Origin of the sequence: Geojedonia litorea (assembly GCF_042654525.1) — a bacterium.
In the GTDB taxonomy this organism is placed as follows: domain Bacteria; phylum Bacteroidota; class Bacteroidia; order Flavobacteriales; family Flavobacteriaceae; genus Geojedonia; species Geojedonia litorea.
The window spans coordinates 110,165-131,659 of sequence record NZ_JBHSGP010000004.1 but is presented as its reverse complement, the minus strand read 5'-3'; the positions used below and the strand labels follow the sequence as shown (position 1 = coordinate 131,659).

Genomic DNA, 21,495 nt, shown 5'->3' with positions numbered 1-21,495 from the left:
TTTAACAAATCATAGATAACTCAATGCTAATATTAACATAACATTAGATAATAAATTATAACCCATCTTTGTAGTGTTAGTTTAAATATGTGACACTTTTTTAATTTGAAATGTCCCAGTTAGTTAGTTTAAAAAATCGATCCAGCTACAGGTCGATTTTTTTTATTAACATAATTGAATATTAAGTTGCTGAATACGAATATTTTAAATATATTAGAAGTTACTAATCGTTGTGGCCATGGAAAATCAAGCTGACATCAAGCAACATCAACTCAAGTTGCAGTCTAAATACAAACAACTGATTGAACAAGCTTATAACATGCGTCAAACAGATTCTGCATTAAGCGATATTTGGGAATACAAAGCAATTAAACTATTGAATAAACTTAACAGATTGCGCTATTTAAATCGTGATATTGCAAAACCTTCTTTCTAAAATTAATTTTTTCACAATTATTTAACGCAATTCTTACGTCCTACACTTCCTCTATGCTCGTATATAATTAGTACGATCTAAAATAATCCATATGAGCACACATTTTTGTAAAGTCGGAAGAATAAATGCAAACCAAGTCGATGTTTTAAACATAAGTGAATTGGAGAAAATGTATTTAAGCTTTATTGAAGAAGCTTATAATCTCTTACAAACAGATTCAAGTTTAAGTGATATTCTCTATTTTGAGGCTGAAAAGCTTAAAAAGAGAATTTTAAACTTAAAGAAGTCCTATCCAGACTCTTTGGATATGGCGTCTTAACTTGATTGAACGCTTCAGCAAATTTGCATAAAGTTAGTGCCTTATTTTCCTTTTAACAGGAGCACACCTGTATTTCTATATAAGAGTCTACAACAGACTCACAATGACCTTAACTTAATAGAGGCCTTAAACTATTAGTTTTAATTGAATCTCCATTTCCTGCTGAAGTTCTCTGGCTTTAGCAGCAGCTGCAATTGCAAAATCCTTTTTATCTGAAGCGTAAATAACCCCTCGAGATGAATTGATAAGCAGGCCAACATTTGAATTCATACCATATTTACACACCTCTTGAAGACTTCCGCCTTGTGCTCCAACACCAGGCACCAATAAAAACTGATTTGGAATGAGTTGTCTAATATCGGCAAGATATTCGGCTTTGGTAGCGCCCACTACATACATCAGGTTTTCACTATTTTTATACGTTTTTGACACCTTAATCACTTCTTTATAAAGCTCTTGACTTCCCAAAGTCTTGGTTTGAAAATCAAAAGCACCTGCATTAGATGTTAAAGCCAATAGTATGGTATGTTTATTTTTAAACGCGAGAAATGGTTCAACAGAATCTTTTCCCATATAAGGCGCAACTGTAATACTATCGAATGCCAAATCTTCAAAAAATGCCTTGGCATACATACTACTTGTATTCCCTATATCACCACGTTTGGCGTCAGCGATTGTAAAAATTTCAGGATGGTTTTGGTTGAGATAATTAATTGTTTTTTCTAGTGCTTTCCATCCCTTTAAACCATATGCTTCATAAAACGCCGTATTAGGTTTGTATGCAACACATAAGTGGTGTGTAGCATCAATAATGGCTTTATTAAAAGAAAAAATAGGATCTTCTTCAGTTAATAGATGCTGCGGAATTTTGTTTAAATCGACATCCAACCCAATACATAGAAAGGATTTCTTTTTTTGAATTTGATTTATGAGTTGCTGTGTGGTCATATTATGAAAAAAGCCTCACAAGAGGCTTGGTTTTAAATTACATCGTCACTGGCTTTTAACTTTTGGGTGTTTTCGGCCAACATTAATTCATCTATTATTTTTTGAATGTCGCCATTTACAATATTGGATAAATCATACAGCGTTAACCCAATTCTATGATCTGTAACACGACCTTGTGGATAATTATAGGTTCTAATTTTCGCACTACGATCACCAGAAGTTACCATGGTGCCACGTTTAGCAGCATCCTCGGCGTTTTTCTTTTCCAATTCCATATCATATAATCGCGAACGTAATACTCTAAAGGCTTTCTCTTTGTTTTTATGCTGTGATTTTTGATCTTGACATTGTGCAACCAATCCGGTTGGAATATGCGTCAAACGCACCGCTGAATATGTAGTGTTCACAGATTGACCACCTGGACCCGATGAACAGAAAAAATCGATACGAACATCCTTTGGGTTGATTTCGACATCAAATTCTTCAGCTTCAGGAAAAACCATGCATGTTGCAGCACTGGTATGAACCCGACCTTGGGTTTCAGTTTGAGGTACACGTTGTACACGATGTACACCTGCTTCAAACTTTAAAGTACCGTAAACATCTTCTCCGTTAACTTCAAATTGTATTTCTTTAAATCCGCCATTAGTGCCTTCGCTATAATCAATTACATCTACTTTCCAGCCTTTGCTCTCACAATATTTTGAATACATTCTGAACAAATCGCCAGCAAAAATACTGGCTTCATCACCACCAGTCCCTGCACGTAATTCAACAACAGCATTTTTAGAATCTTCAGGATCTCGAGGAATCAATAAAAATTTAATCTCATCCTCTAATTTAGGAATTTGAGCTTTAGCTTCTTCATATTGCATTTTGGCCATTTCTACCATTTCTGGATCTCCACCTTCAGCCATAATAGCTTCTGCTTCAGAAATATTATCCAACAACTCTTTATATTCGTCACGCTTATCTACCAAAATTTTCAGGTCCTTGTACTCTTTATTTAAGGAAACATAGCGCTTTTGATCGGTGATGATATCTGGCTGAATGATTAAATCACTAACCTCATCAAATCGCTGCTTAATTATTTGTAATTTCTCTAACATTTAGCTGTTTAAATTGTGTGGCAAAAATACAATATTTTATGAATTTTTAGTGCGGACCAGCGAATACAATTAGAATCTAAAAATAATTCGAACAAAAAGTCGTTTAATACTATTATGCAACGCTTTGAGGCTATAATTTTATTTTACAAACCGCTTTTCCTTTGGTCCTTTGCGGCCAATATTGCCATTACGTTGTTTAATCCTTTACTATTTCAGGCGTTTATTGCAAAGCTATTTCTTACCATTTTTGCTAGATATTACGTCATTCAAAGTGACACCAAGCAAAAACTAACCACGTTTAAATCGCTGGGAATTTCAGAATTTAAATTATTTAGCTTCCTTTATATTATAGATGTTTGTATTATGAGCATTTACTTGGTACTCATTAAAGAGTTTATCTAATATATAAATGTACCATACTCGCTTTTTATGGTCAATTTCTTTTCAGTAGACGCCTCTACTCTACCAACAATTTGAGCATCGACATTAAAAGATTTGGAAATGTTTATAATGTCTTCAGCTATATCGGGTGAAACATAAAGCTCCATGCGATGTCCACAATTGAACACTTGGTACATTTCTTTCCAATCGGTTTTAGACTGCTCTTGAATTAGCTTAAACAAAGGCGGAATAGAAAATAAATTATCTTTTATGATATGTAAATCCTCTATAAAATGGAGAATCTTGGTTTGTGCACCTCCACTACAATGCACCATTCCGTGAATATCTTTTGAATTGTATTTGGATAGTATTTTTTTTATAATTGGCGCATAAGTTCTTGTTGGAGATAAGACCAATTTACCTGCATCAATAGGTGAATTTTCTACTTTATCGGTTAATCTTATTTGACCAGAATACACCAAATCATTTGGAACCGCAGCATCGTAACTCTCTGGAAATTTTTCAGCTAAATACTTATGAAACACATCGTGTCGGGCTGAAGTCAATCCATTGCTGCCCATACCACCATTGTATTCTTTTTCATAAGTTGCTTGACCATATGAAGCCAAACCTACAATCACATCACCATGCTTGATATTTGCATTGTCTATCACATTATTGCGTTCCATACGGGCAGTAACTGTAGAATCTACAATTATAGTGCGAACTAAATCACCTACATCGGCAGTTTCTCCTCCAGTAGAATGTATGGTTACACCAAATTTTTTCAGCTCCGTAATCAATTCTTCTGTCCCATTAATGATTGCTGAAATGACTTCGCCAGGAATTAGGTTTTTATTTCTTCCAATGGTTGAAGATAACATAATATGATCAGTCGCACCAACACACAGTAAATCGTCAATATTCATGATAAGCGCATCTTGTGCGATACCTTTCCAAACTGAAACATCTCCGGTTTCTTTCCAATACATATAAGCAAGTGATGACTTTGTTCCTGCGCCATCGGCGTGCATGATAAGGCAATAGGCCTCATCATTGGTTAGGTAATCTGGAACGATTTTACAAAAAGCTTTAGGAAATAATCCTTTATCAATATGCTTTATGGCATTATGAACATCTTCCTTTGAGGCTGAAACCCCTCGCTGTGCATACCGTTTACTTATATCTTGACTCATAACTAGCTTTGAGCTGCAAAAATAAGGATTGTTCTTTACTTTGTAAAGAGTAGTTCTCGATATTTAGTTAAAGGCCATAATTCGTCATCAATGAGTAGCTCCAGTTTGTCACTATGATACCGAATTTCATCAAACAGTGGTTTTACTTTATGACAATAGGAGTGTGCTTTTTTCTCAATATCTTCAAGTGCATTTGCCTTTTTACGCTCATTAGTCATTTTAGTAACTGTTGAATTAATGGATTCCATATGTTTTGATATATCAGCAATAAGATTCATTTGTTCCTTGGCTAAAGTTTTAAAACTTTCACCATAAATTTCCTTTAGTCCTTTAACATTTTCAATTAACATATTTTGGTAGCGAACAGCAGTCGGTACCACGTGATTACGCGCAATATCGCCTAATACACGACCTTCAATTTGGATTCGCAGTACATACTCTTCCATTTCTATTTCGTAACGAGCTTTAGACTCTACTTTATTCATAACTCCTAAAGCTTCAAAAAGATCTAATGCTTTTGTGGAAATTTTAGCTTTTAAAGCTTCAGGCGTTGTTTTGTTATTACTCAAGCCTCTCTTTTTAGCCTCCTTTTCCCAAGCTTCGCTATACCCATTTCCTTCAAACAAGATATTTTTAGATTTTTTAATATACTCTCTCAACACATTAAAGACTGCATCGTCTTTTTTCATTCCTTTCTTATCGATCAATACATCAACCTCGTCTTTAAAGTCAATTAATTGCTTTGCAACGATAGTATTTAATACTGTCATAGGGTTAGCACAATTTGCTTTAGAACCAACGGCTCTAAATTCAAATTTATTTCCAGTAAAAGCAAAAGGTGAAGTTCTATTTCTATCGGTATTATCTAAAAGAATCTCTGGAATTTTACCTACAACATTAAGCTTCAAATCTGTTTTTTCTTCAGGTGATAATTTACCAGTAGTTACATTTTCAAGCTCATTTAACACATTAGTTAGTTGTTCTCCTATAAACACCGAAATAATAGCTGGAGGCGCCTCATTGGCACCTAAACGGTGGTCATTACTCGCAGATGCAATCGCCGCTCTTAATAACTCTTCATTCTCATGTACCGCCTTAATGGTATTGATGAAAAATGTCAAAAACTGAAGATTGCTCATTGGTGTTTTACCAGGACTAAGAAGATTCACACCAGTATCTGTACTTAAACTCCAATTGTTATGTTTTCCTGAACCATTTACACCTAGAAAGGGTTTTTCATGAAACAATACTTTAAAATTATGACGTTCAGCAATTTTGCTCATAACATCCATCAACAATGAATTATGATCAACCGCCAAATTAGCTTCTTCATAAATAGGAGCTAGTTCAAATTGATTGGGCGCTACCTCATTATGCCTTGTTTTTACAGGGATTCCGAGCAGCATACATTCATTTTCTAAATCTCGCATGTATTGCATTGCCCTATTAGGAATTGTGCCAAAGTAATGGTCGTCTAACTGCTGCCCTTTAGCTGGTGAATGACCTAATAATGTTCTTCCAGTTAATACAATATCTGGTCTCGATAATGCCAAAGCACTATCAATTAAAAAATACTCTTGCTCCCAACCTAATGATGCATTTACCTTTTTAACGTTCTTATCAAAATATTTACAAACAGCAACAGCGGCGCTATCTACTGCCTGTAACGCTCTTAATAATGGTGTTTTATAATCTAAAGCTTCACCAGTATAAGACACAAACACCGTTGGAATACAAAGAGTTGTACCAAAAACGAATGCTGGAGACGTTGGATCCCAAGCGGTATAACCACGCGCCTCAAAGGTATTTCTAATTCCACCACTCGGAAAACTTGAGGCATCGGGTTCTTGTTGCACTAATTGACCGCCTCCAAATTTCTCAATGGCTTGACCATCACCTACAGGTTCAAAAAAAGCATCATGTTTTTCGGCTGTAGCTCCTGTTAAAGGCTGAAACCAATGGGTATAATGTGTCGCACCTTTAGAAATGGCCCATTCTTTCATACCCGTAGAAATGTGGTCGGCGATTATTCTATTTATTTTATCTCCTTTAAAAATAGCATCATTAATACTTTCTAATGCCTCCTTGGTTAAATACTGCCGCATGGCAGTTTCATTGAACACATTTAACCCAAAAATTGACGAACGACGCACATTTTCGGTAATTGAGACCTGTTTTCTTGTAAGGGTTTCCTTAATAGCATGAAATCTTAGGGTAGACATGATTATTATTTTAATAGTTTTGAACGGTCAAAAATACTAAATATTCAATTACTATGACACATACCCCTCATTTTTTAGGGCATTGATAATTGTTAATAATATTTTACGATTACATACCCCTTTTTTTTTGACGTATAAATAAAATTGACAATATTTGCACATTAAATTTTAAATAAAATAATCATGAGCAAAATTAAATTAGAGTATATCTGGTTAGATGGATATTTCCCAACGCAAAACATGAGAAGCAAGACCAAAGTCGTTAATAACTTTAGCGGTAAATTGGAAGATTGCCCAATGTGGTCATTCGATGGAAGTTCTACTAGACAAGCAGAAGGAGGTTCTTCAGACTGTTTGTTAAAACCTGTAGCTCTTTTTCCAGATCCAGCTAGACAAAATGGTTGGTTAGTAATGACCGAAGTTTTAAATGCAGATGGTACTCCACACGAATCTAACGGTAGAGCAACAATCGATGATGATGACAATGATTTCTGGTTTGGTTTTGAACAAGAATATTTTATTATGGATACGCGCACACAGCTTCCATTAGGTTTCCCTGTTGGCGGTTATCCAGCACCTCAAGGGCTTTACTACTGCTCTGTTGGAGGAAAAAATACCCATGGTAGAGAGTTAGTTGAAGAACATGCCGATTTATGTATTGCTGCAGGAATTAATTTTGAAGGTATAAACCAAGAAGTTGCTTGTGGTCAATGGGAATTTCAATTATTTGCAAAAGGCGCTAAATTAGCTGGAGATGAATTATGGGTAGCAAGATATCTTTTAGATAGACTTACAGAATCATATGGTTATTATATTGAATATCACCCAAAACCATTAGGAAAAGATATGGACTGGAATGGATCAGGAATGCATGCTAACTTCTCTAATACAACCTTGCGTACTGCCGGATCTAAAGAAGTTTACGAAAAAATATGTGAAGCCTTTAGACCTGTAGTTGCAGAACACATAGCTGTATATGGAGAATTTAATGACCAACGTTTAACTGGTAAGCACGAAACGGCCAGTATACATGATTTCAGCTACGGAATTTCTGACCGTGGAGCATCTATTCGTATTCCAATCGCCACCGTTGAAAGCGGCTGGAAAGGATGGTTAGAAGATCGTCGTCCTGCATCAAACGGAGATCCTTATAAAATTGCTGGTAGAATAGTTAAGACTGTGAAGTCAGCCAAAATCTAAAACATTATTGTTTTGTTCACGCAAGAGCCTGCAATATTTTAATTGCGGGCTTTTGTTTTTTACAAAATGGCGTAATACACAAAAACTAAATAAGCTCCAAATAATAAAAACCCTTTCCATCTCCCAAATTGATACAGTTTAGGTATTAATACCAAGGGAAGAACAATAAATGCAAAACCAAGCATCCAAAAAATATTGGTCGACAAAATCTCGGGTGAATTTGGATTGATGGTAATTGGGCTTATCATAGCGGTTATTCCCAAAACAGAAGCTAAATTAAATATATTTGATCCAATTAAATTACCAAGTGAAATAGCCTTTTCCTTCTTTAAAGCAGCAATAACCGAAGCCGCTAACTCTGGCACACTAGTACCAATAGCAATTACAGTTACTGAAATGGCATATTCACTAACCTCAAAAGCTAATGCTAATTGTTTAGCGCCATCAACCAGCCATTCACTTCCAAAATAAAGCGCGAAGGCTCCAATAAGTAACCAAACTGTTATTTTAAAATTAGAGGTCTGCTCTAGAGAATCATCCAAACCTTCAAGACTTATTTTGGTTTTTATTCGTGAATCTCTTATTAGAATAATTAGAAAAAATATAAGCAACGTCATAAAAATCAAACCTTCTTCAGCACTTAAATGATTATCATCATGCAAAAACACGTAAAGCAGAACTGACATAATCATCATCACTGGCCAATTCAACCTAAAAAAATCACGCTCAACTACTAAAGGCGAAATGATGGCGGTTATCCCCAATACCAAGCCAATATTAGCAACATTAGACCCGATAATATTACCTAAAGCGATGTCTGAAGATCCACTGATAGCAGCCTGTAAACTCACCAATAATTCAGGGGCAGAAGTCGCGAATGAAACCACAGTCATACCAATTACTAATTTTGAAAGCTTTAATTTAAATGAAAGGGCTACTGCCGAACGCACTAAAAATTCTCCTCCAACAACTAATAAAACAAACCCTAAAAATACCAGTAAAATGCTCATGCAATTAATTTTTTGCGAAGATAAGGTTTTGCTTACAGTAATACCAAGTGATTTAGTCCTTGAAACATTCAAATCTATTAAGATTTACATAACCAATTGTATTTCAGCATAATATATTAGATAATAGTCATTAATTTCAACAAGCGCTTCAAACAACAAGTATTAAAAAAACTAAAATATTCGTTAAATAACTATTAAAATAGTTGTATAACTATAAAAATAGTTATAGGTTTGAACTATCTAATTCGTAACTATGGAAAAGCTGACAAATAAGGAAGAAGAAATTATGCACATTCTCTGGAAGTTAGAAAAAGCATTTGTAAAAGATGTTCTGGAAGAAATTAAACACGATAAGCCCCATTACAATACGCTTTCGACGATCATAAGAAATCTAGAAGATAAGGGCTACGTAAGTTATACGGCTTATGGCAAAACGCATCAATACTACCCTATTGTAAGTAAAGAGGCATATAAGGAACGTTATATGAATACGGCAATTGAAAATTATTTCAATAACTCATACAAAAACGTGGTCTCCTTTTTTGCTAAAGAAGAAAAAATCAGTTTAGATGAACTGAAAGAGATTATAGCACTAATTGAAAACAAAAAATAACTATGGAATATTTCTTAAAAGCATCAGCTATAGTAATTATTTTTTATGCCTGTTACAAATTTTTATTAGAGCGTGAAACCTTCTTCGAATCAAATCGTTGGTTTTTATTAGGAGGACTTATCTTATCGATTATATTTCCTTTTATCGTTATTCCTATATACATTGAATATACACCAACTGCAACGAATTTTTTAATTTCTGAAACAAGCGCCCTTTCATCATCTTCATCCCAAAGTTCAATTGATTATTTAGAGTTCTTTTATCTTGTATATATTATTGGAGTACTGTTTTTTAGCATAAAGCTAGTCATTGAATTTTCATCATTATTTATGCTATTTAAAACAAATAAGCGGCAAAAACTAAATGGATTTACATATATTGAAACAACTCACAAGGCTTCTCCTTTTTCATTTTTTAAGTGTATTGTTTACAATAAAAACCAATTCAACCCAATAGAACTCAAACATGTAATAAATCATGAAAAAATTCATGCTAAACATTTCCATTCTATTGATGTTATAATAGCACAACTCACTTGTATAATGCTATGGTTTAATCCTTTTATTTGGCTTTACAAAAAGGAACTACAACAAAATTTAGAATTTATAGCTGACCAAAAAGCTCAAACAATTTCTGAATGCGAAAAAAGCTATCAAACCTTATTATTAAAAGCTAGTGTGCCAAATTACCAATTGGCATTTACCAATAATTTTTATAATTCTTTAATCAAAAAACGAATCGTTATGTTACACAAATCAAAATCAAATCAATTAAATGTTTGGAAGTATGCTTTAACACTTCCTGTTTTGGTCATTTTTTTAATGAATGCCAACACCAAAAAAGTATATGTTGAAAAAGCTATTCCAATGGAAGAAGTGACTTCATATGCCAGCCCTGCACTTGAACTAATTTCACCTTCAGGCACTGAACAACCTAAAAATGATGCGGCCGTATCCCAATCAACACTTTTAGCTAATAGCAAGAAAAATGCTAATACAAATTCAAATAACAACACTAATGATCAGCTTAAAAATGCTGTTGCCAAATTCAGTAATATTGGTGCAATGATTACTAAAGACCTTTCAGATGCAGAACTAGATGCCATTAAAAAACAGTTCAAAGAAGAAGGTGTGAACGTTAAAATTAAAGGTGTTAAACGCAATAGCAAAAATGAGATCACGGCAATAAAAATAAATGTGGATTCTAAAGGCTCTAATGCAAATTATCATACTGAAAGTGATGACCCAATTAGACCTATTAAAATTAATGTTGACGATAAAAGCGGGAAAATTTCAATAGGCAACGCAGGCAACAAAGTTCATAATGCAGACAATTCCTATAAAGTAATTTCAAAAGATGGGAAGCATAAAGTCCACAAAGAAGGGAAAGGAAGCAATGTTTTTGTATTCTCAGATGAGCATGATGATCATGATGCTGATCATGACTATGAAATCATTATTGAAGGAGAAGGTAATGCCCAAACAATTCATAAAAGCAAAGGAAAAGGTAAATCTCTTTTTATTTCAGAAGATGGAAAAGTTACAGAAGTTAAGGATAAAAATATTTTTATAAAAAAGGCGGATGGAGACCATGGAGGCACCAAGGTTATTCGTAAAACCAAAGATGGAAAAGAAAAAACACTATGGAGCACAGATGATGAGACAAATGTATACGAATATGACAGCAAAGGCGAAAATAAGTTTATCTTTTCTAATGCCGATGGCAAAGAACCCTTATACATATTAAACGGAAAAGAAATCACGAAGAAAGAAATGGACGACCTTAATCCAGACAACATTGATAGAGTTGAAGTTTTAAAAGGTGATAAGGCTACAGAAAAGTATGGAGATAAAGGAAAAAACGGTGTGGTATTAATTAGCACTAAAGAAAAATAAATCAACTGTTCAACTCAATACTACAAAAAGAGGCCTAATTATTTGGCCTCTTTTTTTTAACTTTGGTTAAATAACTTCCCCCACTAATGAAAACTAATGTATTCAAATTAATAGCCAAATTAAACAAAGCTTTATTACCTAGTTTTACGAAAAGACAGTTAGACTTAAGTAAGGCCAGTAAATTGCAATTAGCGATTATTGCGTGGCGTGCATATGTTACAAAACAATCATTAGATTGAATTGCCATTCAAAAATATTTTGTTTTAATTAACTGAAAATCAAATATTTTAATTACATTAGAGTCGACACTAACCAACCACTTGCCAAAATGAGAAGTTTAAACTTTATTATGGCAAAACTTGATAGATACTATGGAGTTAAAAACTATGGCAAAATTAGCTTAATGGTACTACTCTTATATTTAAGTTTTGTTATTTACCGAATTTCTGTGTTATCTGACCCTCAATTTGCATCTGATTTTATTAATGACCTTGCTAGTCAATTATCAATTAGGTTCAAATAACATTGAAAAGTACTAAACATAAAAATGCCACAAGCTATTAATTAGTTTGTGGCATTTTTGTTTAGTGACCTCGACAGGATTCAAACCTGTAACCTTCTGAGCCGTAATCAGATGCGCTATTCAGTTGCGCCACGAGGCCTTTAAATTGGGATGCAAATATAATGCTTTTATTAAAAAACAACCAAACAATTTAATTCAAATTCGTAATTCCTTATTTTTGAATTATGGTAAAGCAACAATTAAGTGAACAGTTTGGATATGTGTTTGATGAGCAACTTATAGAATCCATATTAGAAGTTGGTCGATTAAAACAATTCAAAAAAGATGATATCATTATTGATATAGGTCAAGACATGCAATCCATACCCTTATTAATTTCTGGAAATATTAAAGTTTCACGTGAAGACCATTTGGGCCACGAACTATTACTATATGTTTTAGAGCATGGAGACACCTGTGCTATGTCTTTAACATGTTGTCTTTCTAAAGCTAAAAGTAAGATTAGAGCTGTTGCTGACAAAAACTCCTCGGTTATGATGATCCCTCTAGAAAATATGTCTAAATGGTTTCATACTAATGAGAGCTGGAGAAATTTTATTTTAGAAAGTTATCAGGTTCGGTTCAATGAAATGCTGGAAACAATAGACACCCTTGCTTTTATGAAAATGGATGAACGCCTTTTCAAATACCTCACCGATAAAGTCAAGCTAAATGCGTCCTCTACTATTACCATTACCCACCAACAAATATCAGAAGATTTGAATACGTCGAGAGTGGTTATATCACGACTTTTAAAGCAACTAGAAGATGAATCAAAAATTAATATAGGCAGAAATAAAATTGAAGTCTTACAATTTTAAGTAACATTTATTACATAATAACATAAGGGTTAATCTTATGTTTGCACAAACACTAATACTATGAATTACATTTTAGAACCTTGGCCATGGTATATATCAGGCCCACTCATTGCTTTAGTGATGTTTTTACTTATTTATTTTGGAAAAACATTTGGAATGAGCTCAAATTTAAGAACATTTTGCAGCATGGCAGGTGCCGGAAAAAAAGTTGAATTCTTCAAATTTAACTGGCGCGATCAAAAGTGGAATTTAATTGTAGTTGCTGGTGCCGTAATTGGCGGCTTCATTGCGCATAATTTTCTTTCTAACCCAACAGCTATAGATCTTAATCCTCAAACCGTAAATCAATTAAAAGAATTTGGATTTAACAATGCTGGTGCGTCTTTACTCCCTCCTGAAATCTATAGTTGGGAAGCTGTATTTAGTTTAAAGGGAATCTTAATTTTAGTCACCGGTGGGTTTTTGGTTGGTTTTGGCACTCGTTACGCCGGAGGCTGTACTTCAGGTCATGCGATTACAGGATTAAGCAGTTTACAATTACCATCCTTAATTGCGGTTATTGGCTTTTTCATTGGAGGACTGATCATGGTCCATTTGTTATTCCCATTAATTTTTTAAAGCTTAAATATGAAATATCTAAAATTTTTATTGGTTGGTATATTTTTCGGAATTGTATTAGTGAAATCCGAAGCCGTATCTTGGTATCGCATTTACGAAATGTTCCGATTTGAATCCTTTCATATGTATGGCATTATTGGAACCGCCGTAGCTACCGGGACTTTACTTATTTTACTTACTAAAAAAATAAAACTTAAAAACATAGAAGGTTCGCTTATCCACATCCCTTCAAAAGAAAAGGGACTTGTACGTTATAGTATTGGAGGCATCATATTTGGTCTAGGATGGGCACTTTCTGGCGCCTGCCCCGGCCCCATGTATATTTTAGTAGGTACAGGTGTATTTTCTGTGCTTATTGTTATTGTTGCAGCCATTGTAGGAACGTATGCTTATGGTATTCTAAAAGACAAACTTCCACATTAGTATGGATGTCACACAACTATTAGGATATATTGGTGCATTTATTGTTGGACTTGTTTTAGGGCTTATAGGCGGAGGTGGTTCTATTTTAACTGTACCTATTTTAGTATATTTACTAGGCTATAATCCTATAGTGGCCACAGCTTATTCCTTATTTGTGGTTGGCTCTTCTTCTTTAGTTGGTACTGTTCAAAAATACCGAAAAGGATTAGCCGATTTAAAAATAGGATTGGCATTTTCGTTTCCTTCTTTTTTAGCCGTTTATTTATCAAGACGATTTTTAGTTCCTGGTCTTCCAGACGTTTTATTCAAAATAAACGATTATGAGCTTACCAAAGAAATAGGCATCATGGTATTCTTTGGATTTGTTATGTTATTGGCAGGATTTTCAATGATAAAAAACAAAAAGAAAGAGGTAATTACCTATAAAAAACAACCCTACTATTACACTTTTATACAAGGTATAGTTATTGGAACCATTACTGGAATTATTGGTGCGGGAGGAGGTTTTCTGTATGTACCCGCATTAGTACTTTGGGCAAATTTGCCAATGAAAAAAGCTGTTGGCACATCACTAATAATTATAACCATCAACTCGCTAATCGGGTTTACAGGAGATTTACATACTATTGATATAGACTGGATGTTTTTAATTTCGTTTTCATTAATCACTATTATGGGAATACTCATAGGAGGCCGATTATCAAAGCGTATATCTAATAAAAGCTTAAAAAAAGGCTTCGGTTATTTTGTATTTGCAATGGCAATCTATATTATTTATAAAGAATTGACCCTATAAAATGTAACAAAGGTAACATTGCAAAAAATAAAGGTTTAGTATCTTTGAACTAGTAAAAATGAAATTTATGAAAATAGAACAAATATATACAGGTTGTTTAGCACAAGGCGCATACTACATTGAATCTAACGGTGAAGTTGCCATTATAGATCCTTTACGCGAAACACAAAATTATGTTGATAAAGCTAAAGCACGAAACGCAAAAATTAAATATATTTTTGAAACTCATTTTCATGCAGATTTTGTTTCCGGCCATGTTGATCTTGCTAAAAAAACTGGAGCTACAATAGTTTTTGGCCCAAATGCAAATACATCATACGACATTCACAATGCAAAGGATGGTGAGCGTTTTAAACTAGGAAATATTACTATTAAAGCTTTACACACACCCGGTCATACCTTAGAGTCAACAACCTATTTATTGATTGATGAGAATGGAAAAGATCATGCTATATTTTCTGGTGACACTTTATTTCTAGGAGATGTAGGCAGGCCCGATTTGGCTATAAAATCTGATCTTACTAAAGAAGACCTTGCTTCCTTGTTATTTGATTCCTTAAGAACTAAAATAATGACCTTAGCAGATGACGTTATTGTTTATCCTGCACATGGCGCGGGTTCTGCATGCGGAAAAAATTTAAGCAAAGAAACCGTCGGTACTATAGGAGAACAAAAACGAACTAATTATGCACTTAGGGCTGATATGACTAAAGAAGAATTTGTAAAAGAGGTTTTAACGGGAATAGCGCCTCCTCCTCAATACTTTTCCAAAAATGCTATGCTGAATAAGACTGGCTATGAAACTTTTGAACATGTTTTACAAACAGGTGACATTCCTCTAGATCCAGAAGAATTTGAAGCTATGGCAAATCATGAAGAGGCTTTAGTTTTAGATGTAAGAACAGAACAAGAGTTTGTAAAAGGACATATCCCAAATTCAATTTTTATAGGATTAAATGGCTCTTTTGCGCCTTGGGTTGGTGCTTTAATTACAGATTTAAAACAACCCATTGTTTTAGTGGTACCCGAGGGAAAAAGCAAAGAAACTGTTACCCGTCTATCTCGAGTAGGCTATGACAACACTTTAGGATATTTAAAAGGTGGTATAGAAGCATGGAAAAAATCTGGAAGAGACATTGAAACTTTAGAATCGATATCTGCAGATGATTTTGCTAAAATCGCAAAAAAGGAAACGGTAAATATTTTAGATGTGAGAAAAGATGGTGAATTCAAAAGTACCCATCTTGAAAACGCCCAACATTTTGCATTAGATTATATCAATGATCATATGAATGATGTTAGCAAGGACAAAACCTATTACATCCACTGTGCTGGAGGTTATCGTTCGGTAATTGCAGCTTCTATTTTAAAAGCTAGAGGTTTTGACAAGTTGGTTGATATAGCTGGAGGATTTGGCGCACTTAAAACAACAGATTTGCCAGTAACTGATTATGTTTGTCCATCGACTTTATAGTGTAACAACGAAAAGTAGAAAACAATTTTAATACAACAAGAAGAGTTGAATTAAACGATTTCGGCACTTAAACCAGCTTCCAATAGCATGGAACATCTAGGTTTCAAGTCGTCATAATCACCTGTTTTTACCGTGCATTTACCTTTGTAGTGTACAATAATAGCACATTGTTCTGCTTGTTCTGGAATATGGTCACAAACATGAATTAGTGTATCAATAACATGATCAAAAGTATTGACATCGTCATTAAATAGCACAATTTCATTCTGCTTTAAAACGTCTTCATCCAATAGAACTTCTTCTGAAGTTTTTTCTCTAGTACTCATGTATTTTTTTTACTAATTTAAAAATTTTAAGGAAACCCAATGGTTCTTTTCAAGAGTTTCAACTAATTTTAACATATGGATATTGCATTCGTCTTCAATGGCTTGGATATCGTCTTTGTAGAAACCACTTAAGAGCAATAGTCCATTTTTATTTAAACAATTGACATAAGTTTGAATATCATTTAGTAGAATATTTCGGTTGATGTTGGCTATTATAATATCATACTGCCTACCTACTAATAGGTTCGCATCACCTTCCAAAACTGTAATGTGCTTACAATTGTTGCGTTCTACATTCTCTAGACTATTAATATAACACCAATTATCATAATCAATAGCGTCAATTGGTTTTGCACCTTTCATTTCGGCAAGGATAGCTAGGATACCTGTACCACAACCCATATCCAAAACCGATTTATTGGTCATATCATTTTTGAGAATATGCTGAATCATCATGTGCGTGGTTTCGTGATGACCAGTACCAAAACTCATTTTTGGTTCGATAACTATGTCGTATGTTGTATCAGGTTTTTCATGGAAAGGTGCTCTCACCGAACATTGATCATCAACTATTATTGGACTAAAGTTCTTTTCCCATTCTTCATTCCAGTTGGTTTGCTCAATCTCATCGTAGGTGTAAGTAATCTCAAATTCTTTTGAATCTAATATTTGAATATCCTCTAATATTCTTTCATGCCATTCATCCTTTTGAATATAGGCTGTCACGCCTTCGTCAGTTTCCACAAAACTTTCGAAACCGGCAAATCCTAATTCGGCAATTAAAATTTCTACGGCAGGTTGTAATGGACTAACTTTAAAATAGTAGCCTAGATAAATAATGTTTGACATTAGAATTTAAATATTTGATATTTTAACAGACTTTAAAACGCGTTGACAATGGCAAAAAAGTCTTCAGCTTTTAACGAAGCACCACCAATTAATCCGCCATCAACATCAGGTTTAGAAAAAATTTCTTTCGCGTTATCAGGCTTAACACTTCCACCGTAAAGAATTGAAACCTCGTCTGCAACTGCACTTCCATATGTATCGTTTAAGGTTTTTCTGATAAAAGCGTGCATGTCCTGTGCTTGCTCTGGGCTAGCTGTTTCACCAGTACCAATTGCCCAAACGGGCTCATAAGCCAAAACAATTTGTTCAAACGCGCTTGCATCTAAATGAAACAAGGCATTTTTAATTTGACTTTCAACTACCTGCTCTTGAGCTCCAGACTTTCTATCGGCCAGTTCTTCACCAAAACAAAATATGACACGCATATCATTTGCCAAAGCTGCATCGACTTTTTTAGCTAATAATTCATCGGTTTCATTAAAATAAGCACGTCGTTCACTATGACCTAATATTACTGTAGAAACCCCTATACTTTTTAACATAGCAGCACTAACTTCGCCCGTATATGCTCCATTTGCAGCGAAGTGCATATTTTGAGCCACAACTTCAATAGAATTCTGTCTTAAGCTTTCAAAAGCTGACCAAAGGTTTGTGAATGCTGGTGCAATCATCACTTCGGCAGAAGAAGTTTGTTTTTGCTTCTTTAAATCGCTAATCAAAGCCTGGGTTTGAGCTAAATCATTATTCATTTTCCAGTTTCCAGCGACAATATGTTTTCTCATAATTTATTTTTTAAGCCATTAGGCAAAGTTAATTTGTAATTAATTGTTTCCTTAAATTGGTATTGTTAGCTTTTATGGCATCAAAAAGTTTTATTTGTCCGTCAGCACCAACAACCATATATCTTGATATCCAATCCAAGTCTATAAAATCGGCAAAAGGCCCATCCCAGCCAGACTGCATAAAATAATGATCTCCTTTTAGGTTATAGGTATTAATTCCTTTTTTCCAGGAAGAAACATTTCGATCTAAAGACAGAGACACATAAACCACATCTGGAGCTTCCTCTTGCAAGGCCTTAACACGAGGCATTTCATCAATACAATCTCTGCACCAAGTTGCCCATATGTTTATTAGAATGGTTTTGCCTTTATGCTTTTCTAATATCTCGGCAAAGGTAATAGTTTCATCATTACTATTAATAAAAGTATCTTGTAAAGCTGCCTCGGAAAATTGTGTTGGCGCTTCGGTTTGACAGCTTAAAATCGTAACTAAAAGTAAAGGGATAAGTAATAAGTATTTCATAATTCAATTTTCGTTTACATACTAGTCAATATAAATGCTGACTACTTACTGCAATTTTACTTTTGGATCTAACCAAGCATAAATAACGTCCACAAAAATATTGATTATTATGAAAACCAGAGCTATCACAAGCACCGAACCCATAATAACAGGCAAATCGAGAGTGTTTAATGCATTTACAATTTCTTTTCCTAGACCATTCCAGCCAAAAATATATTCGACAAAAACAGCACCAGCTAGCATGGAAGCAAACCAACCAGAAATAGCTGTCACAACAGGGTTTAAGGCATTTTTAACGGCGTGTTTCCTAATAATCTGAAACTCACTCAATCCTTTTGCCCGAGCGGTTCGAATGTAATCTTGATTAAAAATTTCCAATAGGGAATTTCGCATGAGTTGAATGACAACTGCCAATGGACGAATCCCTAGTACAATGGCTGGAAGTATTAAATTCTTCCATTTAATTTCGACCTTCTCTCCAAAATCATCCAATTCAAATAGGCTTCCGGTCATTTCCAAATTAGTGTATTCATGTAGTACAAAGCCGAAAAACCAGGCAAATAAAATCGCACTAAAAAACGACGGTACACTCATGCCCAAGGTACTAAATACCTGTATGGACTTATCTAACCAATGATCCTTAAACAAGGCAGAAACTATCCCCAACAGAATACCAATGATAATGGCTATTGTAATTGCCGATACCGCTAAAACAAACGTGTTTGGTAAGGTCTCCGAAATCACTTGGGACACATTTTTACCTTGTTTGGTAAATGATTCGCGCAAAAAAGGCCATTTTAAAACCGTAGTTACATTAGAAATGGTAAATAGTGTAGTTGCACTATATTTTCCTTCATCTAAATAGGTGTAATCAGCTGGGTTTTTTGAATGAAATGAAATTGGTGATAAATCATTTAAATAGTAGGCGTATTGTGTTGAAAGCGGTTTATCAAACCCATATTTCTGCTTTATCAGCGCCAATTGTTCACTGTCTTCATTCTGGCCCATCATCATTTGTGCGGGATCACCAGGAAGTACATTGAACAAAAGAAAAATCACTGTAACTACACCAAACAAGGTAAGCAAGGCATAAAATACTTTATTTAGGATGTAGTTTATCAATTGCGGTTATAGTTCTAAATCCTCAATATCATTCCAGTGTACTTTTTGTGTAACAGTACCTTTTTCGAGAGTTAAAACTCCTGGATTAGAGCGAACTATGGTTTTCAATACCTTTTCGTCACACAGATAAAAGTCGAAATCTAAATTATATGCCGACTTAATTTTTTGCTTATCAGCAGCTCCCGAAGCCGTTAAACCAATTACGGTATAGCCATTTTTAAGTGCTTCATCCGAAAGTTTTTTCAATTTAGTCATACCTTCTTTTTCGCCCGACAATATATTATAAGACACAATCATTAGTAATTTATCAGCCGATAAAAAATAATCTGTAAGGTCTTCATCTTCAGATTCTATAGAAAAATCTAATATTTTCGGCTCAAAACCTTCTTCAATAACTTTAGTTGTAACACCTACGTAATCTCCATTCACTTCTGGGTAAGCCCCATTGGTTACAAATTCTTGATCTTCACCATTAACTTTAAACACCCAAGTATATTCAATAACAGGTTTTTTAGCGTCTTCTGGGACTTTCATTTCGTCTGCAATGTTGTTACCTATTTTATAGGCTCTAAAATCTTTGATTGGTAAATGTTGTAAACAATAATATGTAAATCCAAGCGATAGCACGTATGCTGCTAATAATGACAACCATTCTCCTTTTGATTTGTTTTTTATAAAATAGACAACCCCGTATAAAACCATTGAAAATAATACCGTAAACCACCAGCCAATAACCAGAACTCCAAAACCAAAGATGAGAACTAGTGAAGTTACCATATAAAAAAGATCTTCTTTCTTGGAGTTAACAGGAATTTTATTTTTCATTCCAAAAAAGAACAACGGAATCGTAAATATGAGTAAAAAGAGGTCTTTGTAGAATGATTCTTTAGGTTCGAGTTTTAAAGCATCGCCAAAACAACCGCAATCGGTCACACAATTTTTATTAAACTCCTCACCAAGCTTTCCTGCAACTTCTTGTGCCTCCAAACAACTTGAGGTGTACCAAGTTAACCATGTAAAGAATAGCATCATGAGCAATATCAAAGTTGTGGATAGTTTGCTTTTTAGACCGAAAATTAAGGCAACACCAAGTACAATTTCAACAACACAAATTAATACCGCAAGTAGCAAAGAATAAGGAATTAAAAATTCTAAATTTAAAACATCGTGCGCAAAATAGTCATTGAGTTTATACGAAAAACCTAATGTATCGTTACATTTAATTAAACCTGAAACAATAAATAAACTTCCTACAATGAGTCTTGAGATGGCTATAAATGCTTTCATATGAATTTTAGGTTTTTGATTAGTGTTTTGATGCTTCTAAATGAATCAAGGCGAAAACAGCATAATTGATCATATCTTGATAATTAGCGTCAATCCCTTCACTCACAATGGTTTTTCCTGCATTATCCTCAATTTGTTTTACACGTAATAATTTTTGCAAAATCAAATCGGTTAAAGAACTTACACGCATATCTCGCCAAGCTTCACCATAATCATGATTTTTATCCATCATGAGCTGCTTAGTCAAGCCTATTTTTTCATCATACAATCTAGTTGCTTCCTCAACAGACAAATCGGGTTGTTCTACAATGCCTTTTTCTAGCTGAATTAAAGCCATGGTACAATAATTTATGATCCCTATGAACTCACTTATCTCACCTTCATCTACTTTTCGAACCGAATTTTGCTGCAAACTACGAATACGCTGTGCCTTTATAAAAATTTGATCGGTTAATGATGGAAGTCTTAAAATTCGCCATGCACTTCCATAATCTTTCATTTTATTAGTGAAAAGATTTCTACATAGCGCAATGATATCATCGTACTGTTTTGAAGTATCTTGCATTTAATACATTTAAATTTG

23 protein-coding genes and 1 tRNA gene are annotated in these 21,495 nt (G+C 34.2%); 11 read left to right on the top strand and 13 right to left on the bottom strand.

The features are described 5' to 3' along the window. Nucleotides 1-238 precede the first annotated feature (238 nt). Nucleotides 239-436 carry a Lacal_2735 family protein gene (locus ACFO5O_RS00630; RefSeq protein WP_387959929.1) on the top strand — a complete coding sequence of 66 codons (198 nt, stop codon included), beginning with the start codon at nucleotides 239-241 and terminating at the stop codon, nucleotides 434-436. 91 nt (nucleotides 437-527) lie between these two features. Next, nucleotides 528-755, top strand: coding sequence for a Lacal_2735 family protein (locus ACFO5O_RS00625; RefSeq protein WP_387959928.1), 228 nt, complete (start codon nucleotides 528-530; stop codon nucleotides 753-755). Between the two features lie 126 nt (nucleotides 756-881). Here ACFO5O_RS00625 and pyrF read toward each other — a convergent pair whose 3' ends face one another. Next, nucleotides 882-1,703 carry an orotidine-5'-phosphate decarboxylase gene (pyrF, locus tag ACFO5O_RS00620; RefSeq protein ID WP_387959926.1) on the bottom strand — a complete coding sequence of 274 codons (822 nt, stop codon included), beginning with the start codon at nucleotides 1,701-1,703 and terminating at the stop codon, nucleotides 882-884. A gap of 32 nt (nucleotides 1,704-1,735) precedes the next feature. Further along, nucleotides 1,736-2,812 carry a peptide chain release factor 1 gene (gene prfA / locus ACFO5O_RS00615; protein ID WP_387959924.1) on the bottom strand — a complete coding sequence of 359 codons (1,077 nt, stop codon included), beginning with the start codon at nucleotides 2,810-2,812 and terminating at the stop codon, nucleotides 1,736-1,738. A gap of 114 nt (nucleotides 2,813-2,926) precedes the next feature. On the opposite strand from prfA, the gene ACFO5O_RS00610 reads away from it, so the two are divergent. Then, the gene (locus ACFO5O_RS00610; RefSeq protein WP_387959923.1) at nucleotides 2,927-3,214 is read left to right on the top strand and encodes a hypothetical protein; all 288 of its coding nucleotides are present in this window, start codon (nucleotides 2,927-2,929) and stop codon (nucleotides 3,212-3,214) included. On the opposite strand, the gene ACFO5O_RS00605 is transcribed toward ACFO5O_RS00610, so the two are convergent. Together ACFO5O_RS00605 and ACFO5O_RS00600 are read right to left on the bottom strand one after the other, a co-directional pair. Continuing rightward, entirely contained in the window at nucleotides 3,211-4,389 is a 1,179-nt protein-coding gene (locus ACFO5O_RS00605) for an AIR synthase related protein (protein ID WP_387959922.1), read from the bottom strand. The two genes, ACFO5O_RS00610 and ACFO5O_RS00605, sit on opposite strands and share 4 nt — an antisense overlap. A gap of 35 nt (nucleotides 4,390-4,424) precedes the next feature. Next, on the bottom strand, nucleotides 4,425-6,611 hold the full coding sequence (locus tag ACFO5O_RS00600; RefSeq protein ID WP_387959920.1) for a glutamine synthetase III family protein: 2,187 nt from the start codon (nucleotides 6,609-6,611) through the stop codon (nucleotides 4,425-4,427). A 183-nt stretch (nucleotides 6,612-6,794) separates the two neighbouring features. Here ACFO5O_RS00600 and ACFO5O_RS00595 point away from each other — a divergent pair, with 183 nt between their 5' ends. After that, nucleotides 6,795-7,811 carry a glutamine synthetase beta-grasp domain-containing protein gene (locus ACFO5O_RS00595; RefSeq protein ID WP_387959918.1) on the top strand — a complete coding sequence of 339 codons (1,017 nt, stop codon included), beginning with the start codon at nucleotides 6,795-6,797 and terminating at the stop codon, nucleotides 7,809-7,811. A gap of 59 nt (nucleotides 7,812-7,870) precedes the next feature. Here ACFO5O_RS00595 and ACFO5O_RS00590 read toward each other — a convergent pair whose 3' ends face one another. Beyond that, on the bottom strand, nucleotides 7,871-8,821 hold the full coding sequence (locus tag ACFO5O_RS00590; protein WP_387959916.1) for a calcium/sodium antiporter: 951 nt from the start codon (nucleotides 8,819-8,821) through the stop codon (nucleotides 7,871-7,873). Nucleotides 8,822-9,074: 253 nt separating this feature from the next. On the opposite strand from ACFO5O_RS00590, the gene ACFO5O_RS00585 reads away from it, so the two are divergent. Continuing rightward, nucleotides 9,075-9,434 carry a BlaI/MecI/CopY family transcriptional regulator gene (locus tag ACFO5O_RS00585; protein ID WP_387959914.1) on the top strand — a complete coding sequence of 120 codons (360 nt, stop codon included), beginning with the start codon at nucleotides 9,075-9,077 and terminating at the stop codon, nucleotides 9,432-9,434. 2 nt (nucleotides 9,435-9,436) lie between these two features. After that, on the top strand, nucleotides 9,437-11,329 hold the full coding sequence (locus ACFO5O_RS00580; protein ID WP_387959912.1) for a M56 family metallopeptidase: 1,893 nt from the start codon (nucleotides 9,437-9,439) through the stop codon (nucleotides 11,327-11,329). A gap of 588 nt (nucleotides 11,330-11,917) precedes the next feature. Here ACFO5O_RS00580 and ACFO5O_RS00575 read toward each other — a convergent pair. Next, nucleotides 11,918-11,991: transfer RNA gene (locus ACFO5O_RS00575), tRNA-Arg, on the bottom strand. Nucleotides 11,992-12,076: 85 nt separating this feature from the next. On the opposite strand from ACFO5O_RS00575, the gene ACFO5O_RS00570 reads away from it, so the two are divergent. The 5 genes from ACFO5O_RS00570 (at nucleotide 12,077) to ACFO5O_RS00550 (ending at nucleotide 16,023) form a co-directional block, all read left to right on the top strand. Further along, nucleotides 12,077-12,712, top strand: coding sequence for a Crp/Fnr family transcriptional regulator (locus tag ACFO5O_RS00570; protein ID WP_387959911.1), 636 nt, complete (start codon nucleotides 12,077-12,079; stop codon nucleotides 12,710-12,712). A 60-nt stretch (nucleotides 12,713-12,772) separates the two neighbouring features. Beyond that, complete coding sequence (locus ACFO5O_RS00565; protein WP_387959909.1) at nucleotides 12,773-13,330, top strand: YeeE/YedE family protein; 558 nt, start codon at nucleotides 12,773-12,775, stop codon at nucleotides 13,328-13,330. 9 nt (nucleotides 13,331-13,339) lie between these two features. Continuing rightward, entirely contained in the window at nucleotides 13,340-13,753 is a 414-nt protein-coding gene (locus tag ACFO5O_RS00560; RefSeq protein WP_387959907.1) for a DUF6691 family protein, read from the top strand. A 1-nt stretch (nucleotide 13,754) separates the two neighbouring features. Next, entirely contained in the window at nucleotides 13,755-14,549 is a 795-nt protein-coding gene (locus ACFO5O_RS00555; protein ID WP_387959905.1) for a sulfite exporter TauE/SafE family protein, read from the top strand. Between the two features lie 67 nt (nucleotides 14,550-14,616). After that, complete coding sequence (locus ACFO5O_RS00550) at nucleotides 14,617-16,023, top strand: MBL fold metallo-hydrolase (RefSeq protein WP_387959903.1); 1,407 nt, start codon at nucleotides 14,617-14,619, stop codon at nucleotides 16,021-16,023. Between the two features lie 50 nt (nucleotides 16,024-16,073). On the opposite strand, the gene ACFO5O_RS00545 is transcribed toward ACFO5O_RS00550, so the two are convergent. The 7 genes from ACFO5O_RS00545 to ACFO5O_RS00515 are packed head-to-tail and all read right to left on the bottom strand — an operon-like array spanning nucleotide 16,074 to nucleotide 21,477. Next, nucleotides 16,074-16,349 (bottom strand): ATP-dependent Clp protease adaptor ClpS, encoded by a 276-nt coding sequence (locus ACFO5O_RS00545; RefSeq protein ID WP_387959902.1) that lies wholly within the window; start codon nucleotides 16,347-16,349, stop codon nucleotides 16,074-16,076. A gap of 12 nt (nucleotides 16,350-16,361) precedes the next feature. After that, on the bottom strand, nucleotides 16,362-17,198 hold the full coding sequence (prmA, locus tag ACFO5O_RS00540; protein ID WP_387959900.1) for a 50S ribosomal protein L11 methyltransferase: 837 nt from the start codon (nucleotides 17,196-17,198) through the stop codon (nucleotides 16,362-16,364). Nucleotides 17,199-17,230: 32 nt separating this feature from the next. Next, complete coding sequence (gene tpiA, locus ACFO5O_RS00535; protein ID WP_387959898.1) at nucleotides 17,231-17,980, bottom strand: triose-phosphate isomerase; 750 nt, start codon at nucleotides 17,978-17,980, stop codon at nucleotides 17,231-17,233. A gap of 28 nt (nucleotides 17,981-18,008) precedes the next feature. Then, nucleotides 18,009-18,503 (bottom strand): TlpA family protein disulfide reductase, encoded by a 495-nt coding sequence (locus tag ACFO5O_RS00530; RefSeq protein WP_387959896.1) that lies wholly within the window; start codon nucleotides 18,501-18,503, stop codon nucleotides 18,009-18,011. A 45-nt stretch (nucleotides 18,504-18,548) separates the two neighbouring features. Then, nucleotides 18,549-19,625 carry an ABC transporter permease gene (locus tag ACFO5O_RS00525; RefSeq protein WP_387959894.1) on the bottom strand — a complete coding sequence of 359 codons (1,077 nt, stop codon included), beginning with the start codon at nucleotides 19,623-19,625 and terminating at the stop codon, nucleotides 18,549-18,551. Nucleotides 19,626-19,631: 6 nt separating this feature from the next. Continuing rightward, nucleotides 19,632-20,912: a DoxX family protein gene (locus ACFO5O_RS00520; protein ID WP_387959892.1), complete on the bottom strand. Its 1,281-nt coding sequence runs from the start codon at nucleotides 20,910-20,912 to the stop codon at nucleotides 19,632-19,634. 19 nt (nucleotides 20,913-20,931) lie between these two features. Continuing rightward, the gene (locus ACFO5O_RS00515) at nucleotides 20,932-21,477 is read right to left on the bottom strand and encodes a DUF1599 domain-containing protein (protein WP_387959890.1); all 546 of its coding nucleotides are present in this window, start codon (nucleotides 21,475-21,477) and stop codon (nucleotides 20,932-20,934) included. Between the last annotated feature and the right edge of the window lie 18 nt (nucleotides 21,478-21,495).